General features: G+C 66.7%; 15 protein-coding genes. 8 read left to right on the top strand and 7 right to left on the bottom strand.

Annotation, left to right across the window (positions count from 1 at the left end; genetic code table 11):
* The first annotated feature begins 335 nt into the window (after window positions 1-335).
* From SNA_RS26895 to SNA_RS26885, 3 genes are all read left to right on the top strand, one after another.
* On the top strand, window positions 336-1,193 hold the full coding sequence (locus tag SNA_RS26895) for a carbon-nitrogen hydrolase family protein (RefSeq protein ID WP_030063062.1): 858 nt from the start codon (window positions 336-338) through the stop codon (window positions 1,191-1,193).
* A gap of 224 nt (window positions 1,194-1,417) precedes the next feature.
* Window positions 1,418-2,554: an IS630 family transposase gene (locus SNA_RS26890; RefSeq protein WP_241779855.1), complete on the top strand. Its 1,137-nt coding sequence runs from the start codon at window positions 1,418-1,420 to the stop codon at window positions 2,552-2,554.
* 347 nt (window positions 2,555-2,901) lie between these two features.
* Window positions 2,902-7,332: an FtsK/SpoIIIE domain-containing protein gene (locus tag SNA_RS26885; RefSeq protein WP_030063064.1), complete on the top strand. Its 4,431-nt coding sequence runs from the start codon at window positions 2,902-2,904 to the stop codon at window positions 7,330-7,332.
* Window positions 7,333-7,441: 109 nt separating this feature from the next.
* On the opposite strand, the gene SNA_RS26880 is transcribed toward SNA_RS26885, so the two are convergent.
* On the bottom strand, window positions 7,442-7,720 hold the full coding sequence (locus SNA_RS26880) for a WXG100 family type VII secretion target (RefSeq protein ID WP_030063065.1): 279 nt from the start codon (window positions 7,718-7,720) through the stop codon (window positions 7,442-7,444).
* 488 nt (window positions 7,721-8,208) lie between these two features.
* Between SNA_RS26880 and SNA_RS38915 the strand changes: the two genes are divergently transcribed.
* Genes SNA_RS38915 through SNA_RS26860 form a run of 4 tightly spaced genes read left to right on the top strand, consistent with a single transcriptional unit; the run spans window position 8,209 to window position 10,979 of the window.
* A complete protein-coding gene (locus SNA_RS38915; protein ID WP_030063066.1) occupies window positions 8,209-8,517 on the top strand; it encodes a hypothetical protein in 309 nt (102 codons plus the stop codon).
* On the top strand, window positions 8,517-9,713 hold the full coding sequence (locus SNA_RS26870; RefSeq protein ID WP_157880111.1) for a hypothetical protein: 1,197 nt from the start codon (window positions 8,517-8,519) through the stop codon (window positions 9,711-9,713). The genes SNA_RS38915 and SNA_RS26870 overlap by 1 nt, the downstream gene beginning before the upstream one ends.
* A gap of 8 nt (window positions 9,714-9,721) precedes the next feature.
* Complete coding sequence (locus SNA_RS26865; protein ID WP_030063068.1) at window positions 9,722-10,228, top strand: hypothetical protein; 507 nt, start codon at window positions 9,722-9,724, stop codon at window positions 10,226-10,228.
* 4 nt (window positions 10,229-10,232) lie between these two features.
* Window positions 10,233-10,979, top strand: a complete 747-nt coding sequence (locus tag SNA_RS26860) for a hypothetical protein (protein WP_157880110.1) — start codon at window positions 10,233-10,235, stop codon at window positions 10,977-10,979.
* A 196-nt stretch (window positions 10,980-11,175) separates the two neighbouring features.
* Here the strand turns inward: SNA_RS26860 and SNA_RS42810 are convergent, their stop codons facing one another.
* Entirely contained in the window at window positions 11,176-11,967 is a 792-nt protein-coding gene (locus SNA_RS42810) for a hypothetical protein (RefSeq protein ID WP_157880109.1), read from the bottom strand.
* A gap of 537 nt (window positions 11,968-12,504) precedes the next feature.
* On the opposite strand from SNA_RS42810, the gene SNA_RS45060 reads away from it, so the two are divergent.
* Window positions 12,505-12,951: a prepilin peptidase gene (locus SNA_RS45060; protein WP_338059819.1), complete on the top strand. Its 447-nt coding sequence runs from the start codon at window positions 12,505-12,507 to the stop codon at window positions 12,949-12,951.
* Between the two features lie 151 nt (window positions 12,952-13,102).
* Here the strand turns inward: SNA_RS45060 and SNA_RS26845 are convergent, their stop codons facing one another.
* Genes SNA_RS26845 through SNA_RS44320 form a run of 5 tightly spaced genes read right to left on the bottom strand, consistent with a single transcriptional unit; the run spans window position 13,103 to window position 17,722 of the window.
* Entirely contained in the window at window positions 13,103-16,066 is a 2,964-nt protein-coding gene (locus SNA_RS26845) for a BTAD domain-containing putative transcriptional regulator (RefSeq protein ID WP_030063072.1), read from the bottom strand.
* A gap of 47 nt (window positions 16,067-16,113) precedes the next feature.
* Window positions 16,114-16,584: a TadE/TadG family type IV pilus assembly protein gene (locus SNA_RS26840; RefSeq protein WP_030063073.1), complete on the bottom strand. Its 471-nt coding sequence runs from the start codon at window positions 16,582-16,584 to the stop codon at window positions 16,114-16,116.
* Window positions 16,581-17,003 carry a TadE/TadG family type IV pilus assembly protein gene (locus SNA_RS26835; RefSeq protein WP_044367081.1) on the bottom strand — a complete coding sequence of 141 codons (423 nt, stop codon included), beginning with the start codon at window positions 17,001-17,003 and terminating at the stop codon, window positions 16,581-16,583. The genes SNA_RS26840 and SNA_RS26835 overlap by 4 nt, the downstream gene beginning before the upstream one ends.
* 6 nt (window positions 17,004-17,009) lie before the next feature.
* Window positions 17,010-17,465 carry a TadE family protein gene (locus SNA_RS44325; protein WP_044367080.1) on the bottom strand — a complete coding sequence of 152 codons (456 nt, stop codon included), beginning with the start codon at window positions 17,463-17,465 and terminating at the stop codon, window positions 17,010-17,012.
* Between the two features lie 11 nt (window positions 17,466-17,476).
* Window positions 17,477-17,722, bottom strand: coding sequence for a hypothetical protein (locus SNA_RS44320; RefSeq protein ID WP_030063076.1), 246 nt, complete (start codon window positions 17,720-17,722; stop codon window positions 17,477-17,479).
* Between the last annotated feature and the right edge of the window lie 33 nt (window positions 17,723-17,755).

The following is a 17,755-nucleotide window of genomic DNA, read 5'->3' as shown; positions in this document are numbered from 1 at the left end:
CTAAGCCGACTCCTTCGCATGCGCGGCAGAAGCCCAATCCTGCCTCGCCCGAAACGCCTTGGACAGGGCAGCCGGATCGTCCTTGTGATCCCTCAAGGAGTGGGCAATGGCCTCGTCGTCCTCGGGGGCCCGACCTCCTTAGTGGTCGGCTCCGGAAGTCCTTCGGGGGTTGCTCTGGGGGTGCGCGTTGTGCGTGACGTGCAGACCATCCCTGGGCACCCGTGAAGCTGTGTCCACTTGGTGATGGACCGTCCTTCGCGGGCGGGAGCGTGAGTTGGGCATGCGGATGCCCCGGACGCTCCCCTCTGCGCCTGCTCGGGGTAGTTTGGCCCACCATGGATGATCTTCATGCCCTGCCCTCTGGCCCGATCACCGTGGCGGCCGGTCAGGCGACCTGCATCGCACTGGATATCCCCGCGAACGTCGCCATCGCCGCCGACTTGGTCCGCCGCTCCGCCGACCAGGGAGTTGACCTGCTGGTCCTTCCGGAGCTCTTCCTCACCGGCTACGAGCTGCCTGGCATCACGGCCGACCCCGAGGCCTACGGCCTGAACGCCACGGACTCCCGATTGGACCCGCTGGCCGCCGTCTGCGCCGAGACCCGCACCGCTGTGGTGGCCGGAGCCCCCACCCGCGATCCCGAGTCCGGGCGGCTGCACATCTCCGCCCTGGTCTTGGGCCTCGACGGCCGATTCGCCGCCCGCTACGACAAGCAGCACACCACGCCAAGCGAGCGCGCCGCCGGCTTCAGCCCCGGCACCAGCGGGTGCACCCTCACCCTCGACGGCTGGCGTCTTGGACTCGGCATCTGCTGGGACTCCGGCTATCCCGAGCATGCCCGCGCTGCCGCGCTCGACGGCTGCCATGCGTACCTGGTTGGCGCGATGTTCGGCCGGGGCCCCGGTGCCCACCAGCGCGCCACGGTCTTCCCGGCACGGGCCCTGGACAACACCAGCTATGTCCTTCTCGCCAACCACAGCGGGTCCAGCGGCCCGTACCAGGGCTGTGGCCAAAGTGCGGTCTGGAACCCGGACGGCACCTTGCTCGTCGACGCGGGCACCGCCGACCCCGGACTGGCCACCGCCCGTCTCGATCCGCAGGTCCTGGCGAGGTGCCGGGCCGAGGAGCCGGTACTGGTCGACCCCTCACTCAGCGCCCCGGCGTACCCCCGAAGCGGCATCACCCTCGTCTGAGACGGCCGAAGCGGGAACCCTGCACGACCGCACGGTCCAGACTCCGGCCGCCACGCCAGTCCGCGTCCCCGCGTCGTTGCGCATCGCTCTGACACAACGTCCACGTCAACGTCAGCGCACCGCAAATGTGCGATCCCGACCGGTTGCTGACGGTCCGTCGCGGCCCCGTGGTCCACTCATCGAGATCGGCCGCCGCCCTGATGCCTGCGATACCCGCGTGCCCGGTGACCTTGACCGCCGCTGAGCGGCACCGGCTCAAGAAATCGGCATACGGCCACAAGACACCTCACCAGGCCAGGATCAGGGCCCAGATCGTGCTGTTCGCGGCCCGGCCGCTACCGAACGCGCGGATCGCTGAGCGGACGGGGGTGCACGTGGACACCGTGCGCACCTGGCGGGGCCGCTTCGCCGAGCTGGGTCTGCCCGGGCTGGCCGATCGCAAACGTCCGGGCCGGCCTGCCTCCTTCACCGCGTTGCAAGCCGCCCAGGTGAAGGCGCTGGCCTGCCAGCTCCCGGCCGAGACCGGGGCGCCGCTCTCGCGCTGGACCTGCCCGGAGCTGGCCCGTGAGGTGGTCGCGCGCGGCATCGTCGGCGCCATCTCGGCCTCCACCGTGCGCCGCTGGCTCGCCCGGGACGCGCTCAAGCCCTGGCAGCACCGCTCCTGGATCTTCATCACCGATCCCGACTTCCGCACCAAGGCCGAGCGCGTGCTGGACCTGTACGCCCGCACCTGGCAGGGCCGGACACTGGACGCGGGCGAGTACGTCATCAGCGCGGACGAGAAGACCTCCATTCAGGCACGCTGCCACCCCACCCTCGCACCGGGGCAGACCCGGGCGATGCGGGTGAACCACACCTACGGCCGCGGCGGCGCGCTGGCCTACCTGGCCGCCTACGACGTCCACCACGCGAAGGTGTTCGGCAGCTGCGAACCGCGCACCGGCATCGACCCGTTCATGGCTCTGGTCGCCCAGGTCATGAGTCAGGAACCGTACGCCAGCGCCAAGCGCGTGTTCTGGATCGTGGACAACGGCTCCTCCCACCGCGGCAAGAAAGCCGCTGATCGGCTGGCCGCCGCATTCCCCAACGCGGTGCTGGTCCACACGCCGGTGCACGCCTCCTGGTTGAACCAGGTGGAGATCTTCTTCTCCGTCGTCCAGCGCAAGGTCGTCTCGCCCAACGACTTCACCGACCTTGCCCAGGTCGGGGACCGGCTCCGAGCCTTCGAAGCCCGCTACAACGCCACGGCACAGCCGTTCCAGTGGAAGTTCACCACATCCGACCTGGACGATCTGCTGGCCAGGCTCGACCGGCACACCGCCGATCACCCAGAGGAATCCTCCGTCGCCCTGGCAGCTTGATCAACCCCCGAAGGACTTCCGGAGCCCACCACTTAGCGCCAACGAGCGCCTTCTTTGACGATCTTCGCCGCCTGCCGCGCTTCTTGGAGACGCTGCTGCGCGGTGATGTCCTTCAGCCCCGGGCGACGTCGACGACGTCTCCGTGTAGCCGTACAGAGGCTCATCTCGTCGTGCTCCAGGAGGTTACGGGCCAAGTCGGCCTGCGTGCACGTGTCACGGTTTGACGAACATAGCCACGGAAAGCCCGAGGAACAGCACGCCGCTCGAGAAGGCGATCATCGGGGTAGCCTCGGCGGGCACGTATGCGAGGACGGGTCCGTACGGGCCTACGGGGAGGAATGCGACCCATGCGCGTAACGGTGACCGTGATCCGGCAGGGCGGCGAGCCGCAGGACGTGGTGCTCACGGTGGACGACAAGGCGACCGCAGCCGACGTCGCCACCGCCCTGGACGACCTGTCGACTCAACCGGCCGTCCAGTCGCCCATCAAGTCGTCCGTCGTGAACCTCTTCCCGCAACAGCAAGCCGCTACAACTGCGCCTTCCCTGTGGGCCGACGGCCACCTCTGTCCGCCGGAGGAAGTGATAAGCAACCTGCTCCGCGACGGCATGAGGATATCCACCGACGACGCAATCGGCCCCTATCTCCGCGCAGTCGAACCCTCCGGCCGCTATGAACTCCAGGTCACTGGTGGCCCCGGCGCCGGCCGCGTCGCCCGTCTCACGATCGGCGCCACGTCGATCGGTTCGGCCCAGGCCAACACCATGTCGGTACCGGACCCCGATCTGCCTGCCACAGCACTCACCATCACCGTCGACATGCAGGGAAAGACGAGGCTGGTGCCACAACCCGGCGCCACCGTTCTCCTCGACAACAAGCCGGTGGACGCGGAGCAGGACTGGCCACTTGGGGCTTTGGCCAAGGCCGGTTCCTCGCTCTTCGTCCTCGACACCCCCGACGAACCGGATGCCCACCTGTCGGTCATGGGAGAGGGCGGACTCGCCTACAACCGGCCGCCCAGGCTCTCGTCCCTGCCGCCACGGCCCCGCCTCGTCGTGCCACAGCCGCCCTCGAAGGCCGAGCGCGCACGCTTCCAGCTGATCGCGTCAATCCTCCCGGCGATCTTCGGTGTGGCCATGTACTTCATGACCAAACAGGTCTACACACTCCTGTTCTGTGCGATGACGCCCATCATGATGTTCGCTGAGTGGATCAGTGAGGCTCGCCGAGGAAAGAAGAAGAACCGCACCTCGCTCAAGGAGTACAAGGCGGCGAAGGCCGAACACGAGAAAGAGCTCGGCAGGCTGAGCGCACTCGACCAACAGGCACGGCGCAGCGCGTTCCCCGACGCCGCCGAAATTCTGCTGATGGCCACGGGGCCCCGCCGTCGCCTGTGGGAACGACGCATCACGGACCCCGATGCTCTACTGCTCCGGGTTGGGGTCGCTGACGTAGCGGCGGATATCGAGCTGGTTGCCGCTGCCGGAGCACAACCCGATGCAGAGCCGCCCAAGCCTCCGATCGTGCACGACGTGCCGGTGCCTCTGCCGTTCACGTCACTCGGTGTGGTGGGGCTCGCGGGGCCACGGACCAGAACGCTCGCCACTGCCCGTTGGTTCACCACCCAGGCGGCCGTCCTCCACAGCCCGCGTGACCTCTCCGTGGTGATTCTGTCTTCGGCTCCCGACACCGACGAGGGGTGGAGGTGGGCCCACTGGCTGCCCCATGCCGTGCCGCAGCAAGGCCAGGACTGTGTTGCCCTGGTTGGCGCGGACTCCGAGACCATTGGCCGCAGGGTCAACGAGTTGCTGAACGAACTCAATCGGCGTAAGGCCACCACCTCTCAGGTGGGTGCCGCGACAGCACTGCGTCCGGACCCGTACACCCTGATCGTCCTGGACGGCGCACGCCTGCTCCGCCGCATGCCCGGCGTCCCTCAGCTTCTCCAAGAGGGACCGCTGTACGGCATGTACGCGCTGTGTCTGGACGAGGACGAACGCCTGCTTCCCGAGGAGTGCCGGGCCGTCATCTGCTGGGCCCCCGGCTCGACCAGCCGCGTCCACCTGCGCGGCGCGGGGCTCGAGAGTCTGGGCGAGATTCTCGCCGACCAGGTCTCCAACAGCTGGTGCGAGCTCGTCGCCCGGTCGCTCGCGCCTGTACGGGACGTGAGCCGCGACGACGCCGACAGCGCCCTGCCCACCTCGGCCCGGCTGCTCACCCTGCTTGGGATGCCGGACCCGACAGGGGAGTCCGTCGAGCTCGTCTGGCGTCGCGGCGGCTCCACCACGCGCGTGCCGATCGGTATCGGGGCAGACGGTCCGTTCACCCTGGACATCCGCACCGATGGACCCCACGCGCTCGTCGCCGGCACCACTGGCGCAGGTAAGTCCGAGCTGCTCCAGACCATCATCACGTCGCTCGCCGTTCACAACCGCCCCGACGCACTCAACTTCGTACTCATCGACTACAAGGGCGGCAGCGCGTTCCAGGACTGCGCCCGGCTCCCGCACACCGTCGGCATGGTGAGCGACCTGGACGCCCATCTGACGGAGCGGGCACTCGCCTCACTCGCGGCGGAGCTGCACCGGCGCGAGAGCATCCTGTTCGACGCGGCGACGAAGGACATCGAGGACTACAACGACGCCCGCCGGCTGCGGCCCGAGCTGGAGCCGATGCCGAGACTTGTACTGATCATCGATGAGTTCGCCTCACTAGTGGCCGAACTACCCGACTTCATCGCTGGTTTGGTCGACATCGCCCGACGGGGCCGCTCGCTCGGCGTGCATCTGATTCTCGCCACCCAGCGCCCCGCCGGCGTCGTCAGTGCCGACATCCGGGCCAACACGAACCTTCGCATCGCCCTCCGCGTCACCGGCGCCGATGAGTCAAGCGACATCATCGATGCACCCGATGCCGGAAGCATCGCCAAGTCCATGCCCGGACGGGCCTACGTACGATCCGGAGCCCAGGCCCTGGTCGCCGTACAGTCGGCGCGCATCGGTGGCCGTCGCCCGGGGCAGTCATCCGCGCCCCAGGTCAGTGCGCAGCCCCTGCCCTGGGGCGCGATCGGGCGGCCCCTGCCGCGCTCGGCGGAGGACGACGGAGACGCCGGCACGCTCCAGACCGACCTGGCCGTACTGGTTGACGCGATCGGCGCCGGGGCACAGCGGATGGGCTTCACTGAGCCCCGCAGCCCATGGTTGCCCCCGCTGGCCGAGCACATGACGATCTCCGATGCGCAGCAGCCCGTGGATGAAGCGCACACCGACGTGCCGCCCGCCGTGTACGGCATCACCGACGTCCCTGCTCGGCAAGCCAGAGCACCGCTGGCGCTGGACCTGGTCGACGGTGAGCATGTGCTGATCGTTGGTGGTCCGCGCTCCGGACGCTCCACAGCTCTGCGCACCATCGCCGGTTCACTGGCCAAGACCGCGTCTCCCTCCGACGTGCACCTCTACGCCGTCGACTGCGGTTCAAATGCCCTGCTTCCTCTGACCGCTCTGCCGCACTGCGGTGGAGTTGTCACCCGTGACGAGACCGATCGCCTTGTCCGGCTCCTGGGCCGTATCCAAACGGAGGTCTCACGCAGGCAGCAGCTGCTCGCCCAACAAGGGGCCTCCAGTGCCGCGGAGCAGCGAGCAGCAGCGGCCGAAGGCGAGCGACTTCCCTGGGTGGTGCTGCTCCTGGATGCGTGGGAAGGGTACGTCTCGGCGTACGAGTCGTACGACTACGGCAAGTTGGTCGACGCCATGCAGAGACTCTTCCGTGAAGGTCCGGCCGTCGGGCTGCGCGTCGTGATGACCGCGGACCGCAGTGGCTTGTCCGGAACGGTGGCTTCGGCCTTCGCCGACCGGTTGACGCTGCGACTCGCAGACCCCAACGACTACGTGTCAGCGGGGTTGGCGCCGCGGGACATTCCCAAGGAAATGCCGTCGGGAAGGGCGCTGAGGGTGACGGAGGAAGGGGTGCAGGAGAGCCAGATCGCGCTGCTCACAGCCGACCCGTCCGGCCGGGCGCAAGTCCAGGCATTGCAGCAGATCGCTCGTGAGGCGGCGGTCACGTACGTCAGGCCGCCAGAGCACCTGCGCCCCATGCGGGTCGACGCCTTGCCGATACGCATCGGGGCACGCGAAGCCCTGGCCCTGGACGATTTCACGCCCCCTTCGGACCTGTGGGCCCTCATCGGTGCCGGCGGGGACGAACTCGCCCCGCTGGGAGTGGACCTGGCAGAGGCCGGGCCAGGATTCGTCATTGCAGGACCGCCGAAGTCGGGTCGTTCCTCCACCCTCATCACGATGGCGCGCTCGCTCACGCGACGGGGCCTGCCTGTTGTGCTGGTCACGCCGAGGCGTTCACCGCTAAGGGAGTTGGAAGGCGAGAAGGGAGTCCTCGGGGTCCTGGGATCGGGGGCTTCCGAGGGGGACCTCAACGATCTCCTGGCCACCGTCGACGGCCGATATGCCGTTGTCGTGGATGATGCCGAGTTGCTCTACGACGACCCCTTGGGGACGGCGCTGGAGGAAGTCCTTCGCACCGGTGTGGACGGTGATCACGCACTCATCGCGGCTGGGGCGGCCGACACGATGTCGTCCCAGTACCGCGGCTTCCTGGTTGATGCGCGCCGTAGCCGACATGGATTGCTGCTCGCGCCGAATCCGGACGCCGGTGAGCTCTTCGGTATCCGTCTCCCTCGAGATACGGGGGCCGGCCCGACGGGCCGTGGCCTGCTCATCACCGGCGGTGCGTTCACGCCGGTTCAAGCGGCCATCGAGGCCTGAGCCGGGTTCGGCTGGGGACGGGAACCACTGGACCAACGAAGCGGCCCGGTACGCCACCGACGAGGTGGTGCACCGGGCCGCTGCACGTCAACTCAGCAACTCTGCCGGATCAGTGGCCCTGCGTGGCCTTCTGGATGTTGGCATGGTGCGTCTTCGTCGCGTTGTGGGCGTCTTCCAGCACCTGCACGATCTTGGTGAGGTGCGGCTGCAGGGCCTTCCACTCGTCGCGGAACGTGTTGGCGAGGCGACCTGTCCAGTACGCCTCGCTGCTGTTGGCCTCGTTGCTCAAGTTGGTGAACAGCGAATGCAGGTGGCCCGAGTCAGTCTTGAACTTCTGGGACAACTTGAGCAGAGCTTCGAGATCGGCACCGCTGAGGTTACCGGCCATGGATTGCCTCCCCGTGTGTAACTGGCTTACGCGGACAGCCCGTCCGCCTCAAGAACGCTAGCGTACGACTGCCCTCAAAGTGAACGCGCATCGCCCATCAGCCCACCGACGTTACGAGAGTGCCCAGTTGCAGTCCTTTAGGCCGCAACCAAGTCCGGGCTGAACGGTGTCCTTGCTGGGGTGTGCGGACCGTCAGCGTGTTGGAGCAGGAGTTGGCGAAGGAACCGGTGGCGTATGGGCGCCCGGCCAGCGGTGGAAAGGGTCAGCTGTGGAGGCCCCTGATAGCTCGGCGTTTCCACCTGAGCTGCACGATTCAAGGGGCAAGTTGCGAGGGAGCAAGGGCTGAACGTGTCAAGTGCTGGCCCATCGGCCTGTGAGGCTTGTCAATGACGGTCCGTCGGGTCGGGCGAAGGAGGCCCGGAGCTATGGACAAGTGGCCTTTGAAAAGGCCTAGTAGAACGGCCAAGGGGACAGGGGGGAGCAGACTGTTGATCAACCATGATGCGCCCGGCGAGTTGAAGAAGCGCGCAGAGACATTGCGCTCGTGCGCCCGACGTGCTCGCACCGCGGCTCGCGCTATGGGCACCTTTCTTGACCGAGAGGTGAAGCAGGCTACCGGGTATGGCGATGGACTCATCTGGAGCGGCCCCTACGCCACCAACACCATCGCCACCCTCAAACAGCGCAAGGCCGACTTGCAGCGGATGGCCGCAGACCTGACCGCCGACGCCGGACGCTGGGAGAAAGAGGCCGAGCGTTTGGAAGAACGCGCCAGGGGCAAGCGAGGAGGGCACTGATGGCATTCGTTGGGCTCGATCTGGCCAAGGTCCGTAAGCTGGCCAGGGACTTGGACTCGGCCGGCAGCGGTGCTGCCGCTCTGCACCGAGAGGTCTCCGGAATTCTCATGGAGGCCCAAGAAGCACTGGATCCGGGGCAGAAGGCCACTCACAGCCCTGACCTTGCGGTTGTACAGCAGTTTGGGCAAGGAGCCTTCCGTGGCGCCAACTCCTATGGGATGTTCGGTCCCGGTGTCCTGCTACCAGGGTCTCTGCAGAGCGAACTGCCATCAATCGCCAAGGAAATGCGGCACCGCTGCACAATGGTTGACGAGGCGGTTGAGAAGCATGGCTTCGGTCAGGGAATCACGCCGATGGATGCGTTCAACGGGATCACCCCACAGCCACCGGCCAAACCCGAGAAGAAGGGGTGGTTCCAGCAATACATAACAGACCCCATCAAAAACGGTATCGAGGACGTTGGCGACTTCATGTCCTCCGTCTTCAACTGGCGCAGCATCCTTGATGCTGGATCGATGGCGCTGGGCACTTTCCTCATGGCCGCGGGCGGAGGCATGGAGGTAGGCGGTTTCGCGCTTGACGGCACAGGTGCCGGTGCCGCGGTCGGGATTCCCGTGAACGTCGCGGGGGCCGCCGTCTTCACCAGCGGAGCCACCCTCGCGGCCGGCGGATTCGGCGACTTCATGACCCAGATGTCCGAAGGCGGCGTCGACAACGCCTGGGACAGGAGCGGCAGTCGGGGATCCTCTGGAGGCGGCCCGGAGCCGCGGCCGGTCTCCTCGGAAGAGCAGGAAGCCTTCACGAAGAACCAGGAGGAGCTGGCCAAGCTCAGCAAGAACAAGCAGATCACCGAGGTAAAAAAGGGCATCGAGAGGGACGGGAAGAAGTACAAGCCGGAGCAGGACCTGCTGTCGGGCAAGAAGCACGGGATCGACTGGACGGAGGGGCCGGCGCGTCTGGAAAAGGAAGGAAAGCCGCAAGGACAGTTCGGAAGTCCGGCCGATGTTCATTTCGCGACAGAGAAGGGTGCTGAACTCGGCCCCAGGAACCAAGGCATATTCAAACTGCCCGAGGGCAACACGTGCATCCAATATGAACTGGATGACACAGGTGCCGTTCAGATAGTCAAGCCTGATTCAATTTTCGTGAAGGTCTATCCGAACGGTAAGATCCACGCATACCCATTCAAGAGATAGGGATATTGATGAGCTTCTGGATCCAGACTGGCAAGCCGACACTCCTGGAAGTGGAAGAAATTCCTGACGATTTCGCGGAGGCAATCGGAATTATCTACCCGCCTGACACGGAGTACCTGATCCTTTCGTGGAATCGGATTCCGGTGGTTGTCAATTACAGCGAAGATCTCCGTGTCTTCATCTGGGACATCGTTGAGCTGCTGGAGGGTCTTCAGGACCCCGAATTCACCGAGTCTCATGTGACCACAGGAGCCTCCTCCTTCTTCGCCGAATGGTGGATCCGACGGGATGGCGCCCAACTCATCATCGACTCCCGCTGGTCCAGCGTCGTCGGAAGCTATGAGTTCCTTCTCAACGAACGAAGCGAACTCACCGTCGACGCCGCTGTCTTCACAGCTGAGTGGCTGAAACTGCTTCGTCGACTCGTCGACGACATGACGGAGAAGGCCGTGCGCATGGAGGACGATGACCTGTTCCTGCGCGCCAAGGCCTTGCTCGCAGCCTCCGGCGGGTGAGTTGGTGACTCAGCCCGACATTTTCGCGCCCGGTGCCGAGTGGCTCCCCGAGTTGCGGCAGCTGCTCCAGGCATACCGTTCAGTGCCGGTGCCGGCCGAGGAGTGTTTTGTCGACTCTGAGGAGGCACCGTCCCGCGGTATGCGGAGCTATTTGAGGGTGGCCGTGCACTACCCCGGACGGCCGTTCCGCGCCGCTCGGGAAATTGCCGAAGTCGTGCACCTCGGCATCAACCACTGGGATGTCAGTGCGTGCCTTGCCACGATGCCGCCTATCATCCCACCCCGTGGCAAGGTCCGGGTGGACTGTCTCCTGGCGGTGATCCCGTACCTGGCGGCGTACGAGAACGACGGCTACCGGGTCGAACCAGCGCCTCCCGACAGCCCGTGGGAGTGGCGGGAGCAGTGCCCCAACCTGTCGGTGCTGGTCACCAGACTTACCGGACGGGACGATGCCCCTACGGGCGACACAGTGGGCTTCGGGGAACACCTGGAAGCGATAGAGGACTTCCGGATCGCCGCGGCGTGGCGCGAACTCGCTGAACTGAGAGGAATTTGGCCCCCAGGAGAGGACTGGGCAACGGCGGCTGCGGGGCTCGGAGCGGTCACTGGCCCGCCCGCGGGCCTGTCCCATGCGGAATGGTTCGACGACTTGGATATGCAGATGGCGGCCCATCTGAAGTCCGTCGGATATCGGCGGCCTGCTGGGCTCAGCCCTGCCTACCCTGCCCACGACGTGCGCGCCTTGTGGTGATGATGGCGCGGCCGACGGTGCTGTAGATCGAGGGTGATTGGGCAGTGTGAGCCCAACTGCTCGACAAGGAAGGGTGGTTTGTCATGGCAACCGAAGCTGAACGGCTTCACACTCTTGCGGCGGACGCGCGGCACTTTCTCGATGCAACAGGAAGAAGAATGATAAATAGTTCTATCTAGTCGGCATGGACCTCAGCTCACCGCTTCCAGTCGGGGTTGGGCAGGCAGTCGGTCATTACCAGGATGTTGAGGATCGGCACGTCCTTGCCCGACCTGAGGGTGAAGCGTTTTGCGGCGATGCTGGCTATTCCCGCGACGCCTGTCTTGGACAGGGTGGTCGACATGTCATCAGCGGCGCACGTTTTCCGCTCAACCTTCCAGCCCTTGCTCTTGAGGTGCCCGACGGCCTGATCGACCAGCTCGCCGGGGGAGCGGTGGTCCGAAGTGTCCCCGACAACCTCGTAGTGGACCCTGGAACGGATCTTGCTTGCGTCCTTGCTGTCGATGAAGTCGGGACCACCGCAGTTGATGTCCGAGTCCCCTGCCTCGTTGACCTCGACGCCTGGCATGACAGCCTTCAGCGCGCTGAGGGTGTCAGGACGTGCTGTCGCGAGCGCCTGCGCTGGGGTCGGGCGCCTACGCCTGATGCGGCGCCGTGCAATGAGAAGCGGCCCGAACGCTGCGAGTGCCAAGGCTAAAAGGGTTCCAGCCAGGATGAACGGTGTTCGCGGCCAGGCGGGTTCCCGGTATTCCGGCTCGTGCGGCGTCGCCGCACAATCGGGTGTGATGTCACACACCAGGTAGTTACCGACGTCCAGGAGAAGTCCGTACGTCACACCCAAGGCGGCGCTCAGCAGCCCCAAGCACCACAACGCAGCCGGCACCGTATACCAGGCGGCGTGTGGTCGTATGGCGGCTGTCCGTTTCAGTTCAGGCGGCAACGGTGGACAGTCGGTGGGTGAAGGCGGGTCGAAGGGCCTGATGTTCATGGGCGACTGCTTCCTCTAGCCGGTTGATGCGTCTCTTGAGAAGACCGAGCTCCATCCTCTGTTCGCTGTCAGCAAGGCGTCTTGAGTGTTGATACTCAGTCCTGCGGTGAGGACACCGGGCGTGGGCGCCACGATCCGTGCGCGTCACTGAAGCCAAGAGAGCCTCCGTGGTGAGGCTGCGCGGCTTGCATCGGCTACCGTGCCGACGTGGAATTGGCGCTGATTGTCCTCAGTGTTGCCTTCGGCGGGGCAGCAGGATTGCTCGTACCGCGGCCGGCCTACCGACTCGCCGTCGAGGCATCACAGCGTTGGCGGAGTCATTGCCCGCGAGGTCATGCGATAACTGGCTGGGGAAATGGCTGGGTTGGGTTGGGCCGGTGCACGGCGACTGGGTCGCCGGTTGATGACGGCGGCAAGCAACCGAAGGGGAGCCCATGTCGATATGGCCGAAGGTTGGTTGTCGCACCTGCGATATCCGCGCTGGCGTGTGCTCTGCTGACTGCTGTTGTGGGTATGAGGCCGGAGTCGGTGGTCTGCATGATGGTCACACCGTTTGGCGTCCTTCTCGGGCTGATTGACGCAGCCGTACATCGCCTTCCGGACGTATTGACGTTGCCGGTCGCGGGCGGGACGGTGGCGCTCCTCGGCATCGTCGCGCTATTGCCGGGTCACCATGGGAGCTGGGCCACGGCCGCAGGAGGAAGCATCGTGCTGGCGGCCTTGTACTTCGTCATGTTTCTCATCAACCCGTCGGGCATGGGGCTCGGGGATGTCAAGCTGGCGCTCTCTGTCGGCGCTCTCTTGGGCTGGTATGGCTGGCCCACCCTGTTTCTGGGAACCCTGGTGGCGTTCTGTCTTGCTGCGCTGTACGGGGTGGGACTGATGATTCTGCGTCGTGCCACGAGGCGGTCGGCAATTGCTTTCGGCCCCTTTATGTTGCTCGGGGCCTTGGCAGGGGTGGCTTTCGGGGCTTGGACTACCTGAGCCCTGTGCAGAGAGTGCGCAGGACCCCAGCAGCAGAAAGTGGCCGGAATGGTCGGGGCAGCCACGAAAGCGGACAAACGTCAGAGAGAGTACTCGTAGTCCGCGCTGGTCCCCCGTGCCAGCGCGGACTCTTTCATATGTGCCGCCGAGGTCAGTTCGCAGTCCGTGCATTCCACGCGGGCATGAGTTCGTCGAGAAGAGCCTGCGTCTGTGGCGGGAGGCCCCGCGCGGGGTTGTGGTGGGCGAGCAGGCGCCGGGTGACGGCCTCCAGACGTGCTGTGTCGCTGGTTGCGTGTACGGCTCTGAGGAGTTCGTGCCACAGGCGTTCGTCGTTGGGGGCCGTGGCCAGGGCCGCTTCGAGGGCGGTTGATGCCGCCTGTGGGTTGTTGCTCTCTTGGTGGTGGGTGGCGAGGGCGAGAGCGGTGTCGGCGATGAGCAGGCGCAGTTGGCCGTCGACGATCTCGTTGGCGAGCCAGGCGTAGCGGCCTTCGGGCCGGTCGGCGAGGAGGGGGCCGCGGGCCAGGGCGAGGGCGTCGGTGAGGAATCGTTCGCGGACGGCAGGCACACTCGCGCCGGGGCCGGTGTTGGCCTGTTCGTGGAGGGCCTGGAGGACGTCCCAGTCGGATACGACGGAGGAGGTCAGCTTCAGTCGGCCGGTGGAGTCGGTGGTCAGGCGGATGGCACCATCGGGGTCGCTGCCCAGCCATGTGCGGAGCCGGGCGATGAATGCGTCGACCACGTCCTGGGTTACTCCGCGAGGCCACAGCGCCGAAGCCAGGACACGGGGGTGGACGCCCTCGCGGTGAAGCAGGAGGAGCGCCAGACCTTCGTGAAGGAGCGCGCTGCGTTCGGCTTGGGGCGTGTCGAGTCCGCGGATGTCGTACGGGCCGATGATGCGGGCGTAGACGGCCGGCGGGTTGGGACCGGTGATGTCGATGGCGGGGGCGGGCGCGGACGGGTCGGGGCCGTCGTCGGACGGCGTGGCCTGGGTGAAGAGCTGGACGATGGCGTCGTGCTGATCGGCGGGGAGCAGCTGCGCCTCCAGGTCAAGGCCGAGGAGCGGGGCTACGAGTCGGCCTTCGGGGGTGATCTCCAGTTGCCAGTTGGCGCCCGGTAGATCTGTCTGGGCCGTTGCGAGGAGATAGCCGATGCCGAGCCGACCGGAATCGGCGGCGAGTGTAGCGAGCTGCTGGGCTTGATCGGGGGTGGGCTCGCAGCCGAGGAGAACGAGGTGCGGCGCCGATTGCGCGTGCTGTGTGCGGCCTGTGCGTCCGATGAGCACCGTGTCGTGGCCGGCGGCTGCCAGGGCGCGGCGACGGTGTTCGGTCTCCGCGTTCATGGTTTCGACCAGAGCTTCTACGTCGGGGAGGTGGCGGAGCCGGGTGGGCGCGAGCGCGGGGAGCTTGTCACCGAAGCCGACGAGCGTGACGGTCATGCGGTCGGACCAGCCGTTGGTGGCGAGCTCTGCGGCGATGGAGGCGAGGACGGCGGTACGGGCTGTGGGGGTGCCCGTGAGCGCGACGATTCCCGGGACCGACTCGAGGTTGAGGAGCAGGCGTGCGCCGTTCAGAGTGCCGAGGCTGACCAGACCGGGGTACGGGGCTGCGGTGCCGTCCTCCTGCCGGAGCTGGGGCACGGCGGCGCGTTCCAGGCGCCAGTACATGTCGTTTTGGCCCAGTGTCCAGGGGGCCGGGGGCTGGCCCGCAGCGTGGGTGAGCTGCAGATGGAGCTCGGTGTCGGTGAGCCAGGCGGCGTAGATGGTGGGCAGCGTGCGCCCGGCCTCGGTCAGGGACATGGTCAGGCCGCGCAGGGCGAGGTCGAGATGGCGTACGGCCTCGGGGTCGGCGCCGACCAGGAGGGCGTCTTGGGCGTTGGCTGCCGGCCCGGTCGGGACCGGGATGCGGTGCCGGCCCGGGTGGACGGCACGCGCCGCCGCGTCCCACAGCGCGGTACGGCGCCGTCGGCCGAGCGCGGCCAGGAGCCCGGCGGCGAGCAGCGGTGCGGCGAGCAGCGCCTCGGGCAGTCCGATGGCCGGTGTGTCCTGGACGGTGGCGGAGGGCGCCGGGGCGGTCGGGCGGTGCGCGGGGGAGGCGTGTGACGGCGCAGGCGGAGTGACGTGCTCGGCGGGCTGCTGATTTCCCTGGTCTGCCTGTTTCCCTTGTTGTGCCTGTTGCCCACCGTGCTGATCGTTCTCGCCGTGATGAGGGGCCTTGGTAGTGCTGGTCTTCTCGTACGCGGTGATCTGCTCGCGTACCTCGGGGTCGACCTTGGGAGCCTCGTCGGGCATCTCGACGAGGTCACCGCCGTGTGCGTCGCCGGGCATCTCGACGATCCAGCCGGGGCGGATCAGGCTGGCCAGGGAGAGACGGGATCCATCCGGCTGGAGGCGGTCCTTGTTGAGCTCGTAGATCTCCTTGTAACGGCGGCCGTCGTCAAGGTGGCGCTGGGCGATTTCCCACAGGGAGTCGTGGTGGCGGCCTTCGGGGGGCTGGATCCGGTAGAACTTCGTCGACTTGGCGCCCTTGTGAGGCGTCGCAGTGCCCTTGACGCCGGAGCCCTCCGCGGTGTGCCGTCCTTCGCGGGCCGCCGTTCGGTGCGAGGCCTGCTCGCTTCGGTGCTGCTGTCCTGGCGTCTGCTGCGCCGTCGCGGTCGTCGCGTTGCGGGGCGGGGCGTCGAACCTCGGGCTCGGCCCGGAGAGGCTGGGAGCGAGACTGGCCGCGGACGCGCTGAGCAGCAGCAGAGCGGCGATGAGCTGGCGGGCCATGAGCTGGCTGGGGCCCGCGCCAGGGATCTGGGTGGGCAGCCCGACACCGGACAGCGCGGCTTTGACCTCGACGAAGACGCAGGCGGTGAACTGCGCCCAGGCGAGCCAGACGACGACGGTGAGGACGTCGATGAACGTCGTCAGGGTGATCGGCTGCTGGAGGGTGGACAGGGACGGGAGGGAATCGGGGAGCGGCCAGCCGACGAAGTAGACGAGCGCGGCGGGTACGGCGATCAGGAGAGCCAGCAGTGCAAGTGCGGCGAGTGCGGCCTTGAGGATGTCGCCGGCGGTGCGGGTGTGGCGGGGCAGCGGCCTGGGCTGTGGGGTGGTGTAGGGGGTGTGTCCGGCCATGCTTGCTGCTCCCGTGGATCGTGATCGGTGTGGACGGCGGGTGGGGCTCAGCCGGTGCGTGACTCGGCGGTGGAGGTTCCGTGCACGGTGATCGCTCCGTCGTAGAAGAGTCCCGTCAATACGGGCCGGTAGGTGAGCTGGATGTCGACCTCGACCCGTTGCGCGTTGGCGTTCAGGCAGCGGGAGGCGGCGACGTCGGGTCCGGTCAGGCCGACCTCGCGGGCGTAGGCGGCCACCCGACGACCGCAGTTCTGATAGTTGATGCGGGCTTCGCCGGTGCTGCGCAGAGCTTCCTGGTCGATGTCCTGCGCGGCGTATCGGGCAGCCTGCTCGGCGATATCGGCGGCGCGTTCGCGCTGGGAGATGGACAGCCCGCCGTCGATGACGAAGGCGGCCAGGGCCATGAACAGCACGGCGAAGATGATCGCCGCGGCGCTGCCGGAGCCGCGGTCGTCCCATGGTCGGGCACGGCCGAAGGTAAGGGCGCGCAGGACGGTGTGGCGGTTGGAGGCTCTCATCCGGCTCTCCGGAACGGATCGAGGGGCGAGCTGGAGCGGCCGGTGAGGTGGGTGGGGATGTTCAGGCCGAGCATGCCCAGCGCCCGGATCTCGCAGCTGACTTCCACCGTGAAGAGCCCGCCGGCCTTGAAGCCCGCGCTGGTCTTGCGGACGGTGACCGATCCCGAGCAGACGTCTGTCAGGTCGGCTGCGGCCGCCTTCCTCGCTTCGCTCATGGCGACCGGCGCGTCTCGCTGGATCGATCCGGCGCGTGCGGCATCGCGTGCCGCACCGTCCACGGCGCCGCGGCCGTCGACGAGCTGCCCGAAGGCGACCAGCACCAGGATGAACAGGATGATGATCGGTGCGAGGATCACCACCTCGATGGACGATATGCCCTGATCCGCGTCGGCACCGAGGCGTCGTATGTGCGTACCCACGACCGGTCAGCCCCTTTCCGGCACGAAACGCTCGACCGGCCCCTGCGACCGCGCATGGACGGTGAAATTGAGACCGGGGAAGATGTTCGGCACGCGGGCTGTGATCTCCACTCCGACCGTGTTCGCTTCCGGCCGGACCGGATTGACGTGTGGCTCGATGAGCAGCTGTGGCCCGAGCTGCTTGATGTAGCTGTTGGCCTTGGTCGTTGCCTTGCCCCGCCAGCCGCCGGGATTGTCGTCCGCCTCGGCACGGGCGTCGCGCGCTCCGGCCTGGGCTGCCGCTTGTGCCACATGATCGGCGAAGAAGTACAGGGCGAACTGCACCGTCGCGAAAATCATGAAGAAAAGGACAGGGGTCAGTACCACGAACTCGATCGCGGACATACCCGCATCGCGCTGCGTGGTGGCTGCCTGCGTTCTGCGGCGTACGAAGCGTCGAAACCCCTGCCGGAATCGGTTCATTGCGGGGTGATTCAGCAGGTCTTGCTGGCCGAGGCGCCCTTGATGCAGTTGCCGACCTTCGTCGCACCGCTCTTGAGCGCGTTGTTGATGATGAAGGCGACCACGCCGACGATCGCGACGACGACCGCAGAGATGATCACCCATTCGACAGCGGATACCCCGCGGTCCTTGTCGTCGGAGCGGGCGCGCTCCAGCCGGCCCTGCAAAAAGGTGACCAGGAAGTCGACGGCCGGATGACTGAAGCCGAGCTTGCTCATATCAGGAGTCCCCCTTGAAATTGGTGATTGCCA

This window comes from Streptomyces natalensis ATCC 27448 (assembly GCF_000935125.1).
In the GTDB taxonomy this organism is placed as follows: domain Bacteria; phylum Actinomycetota; class Actinomycetes; order Streptomycetales; family Streptomycetaceae; genus Streptomyces; species Streptomyces natalensis.
Note: the sequence above shows the minus strand (reverse complement) of the source record. Positions and strands in the feature narration are given on the sequence as shown.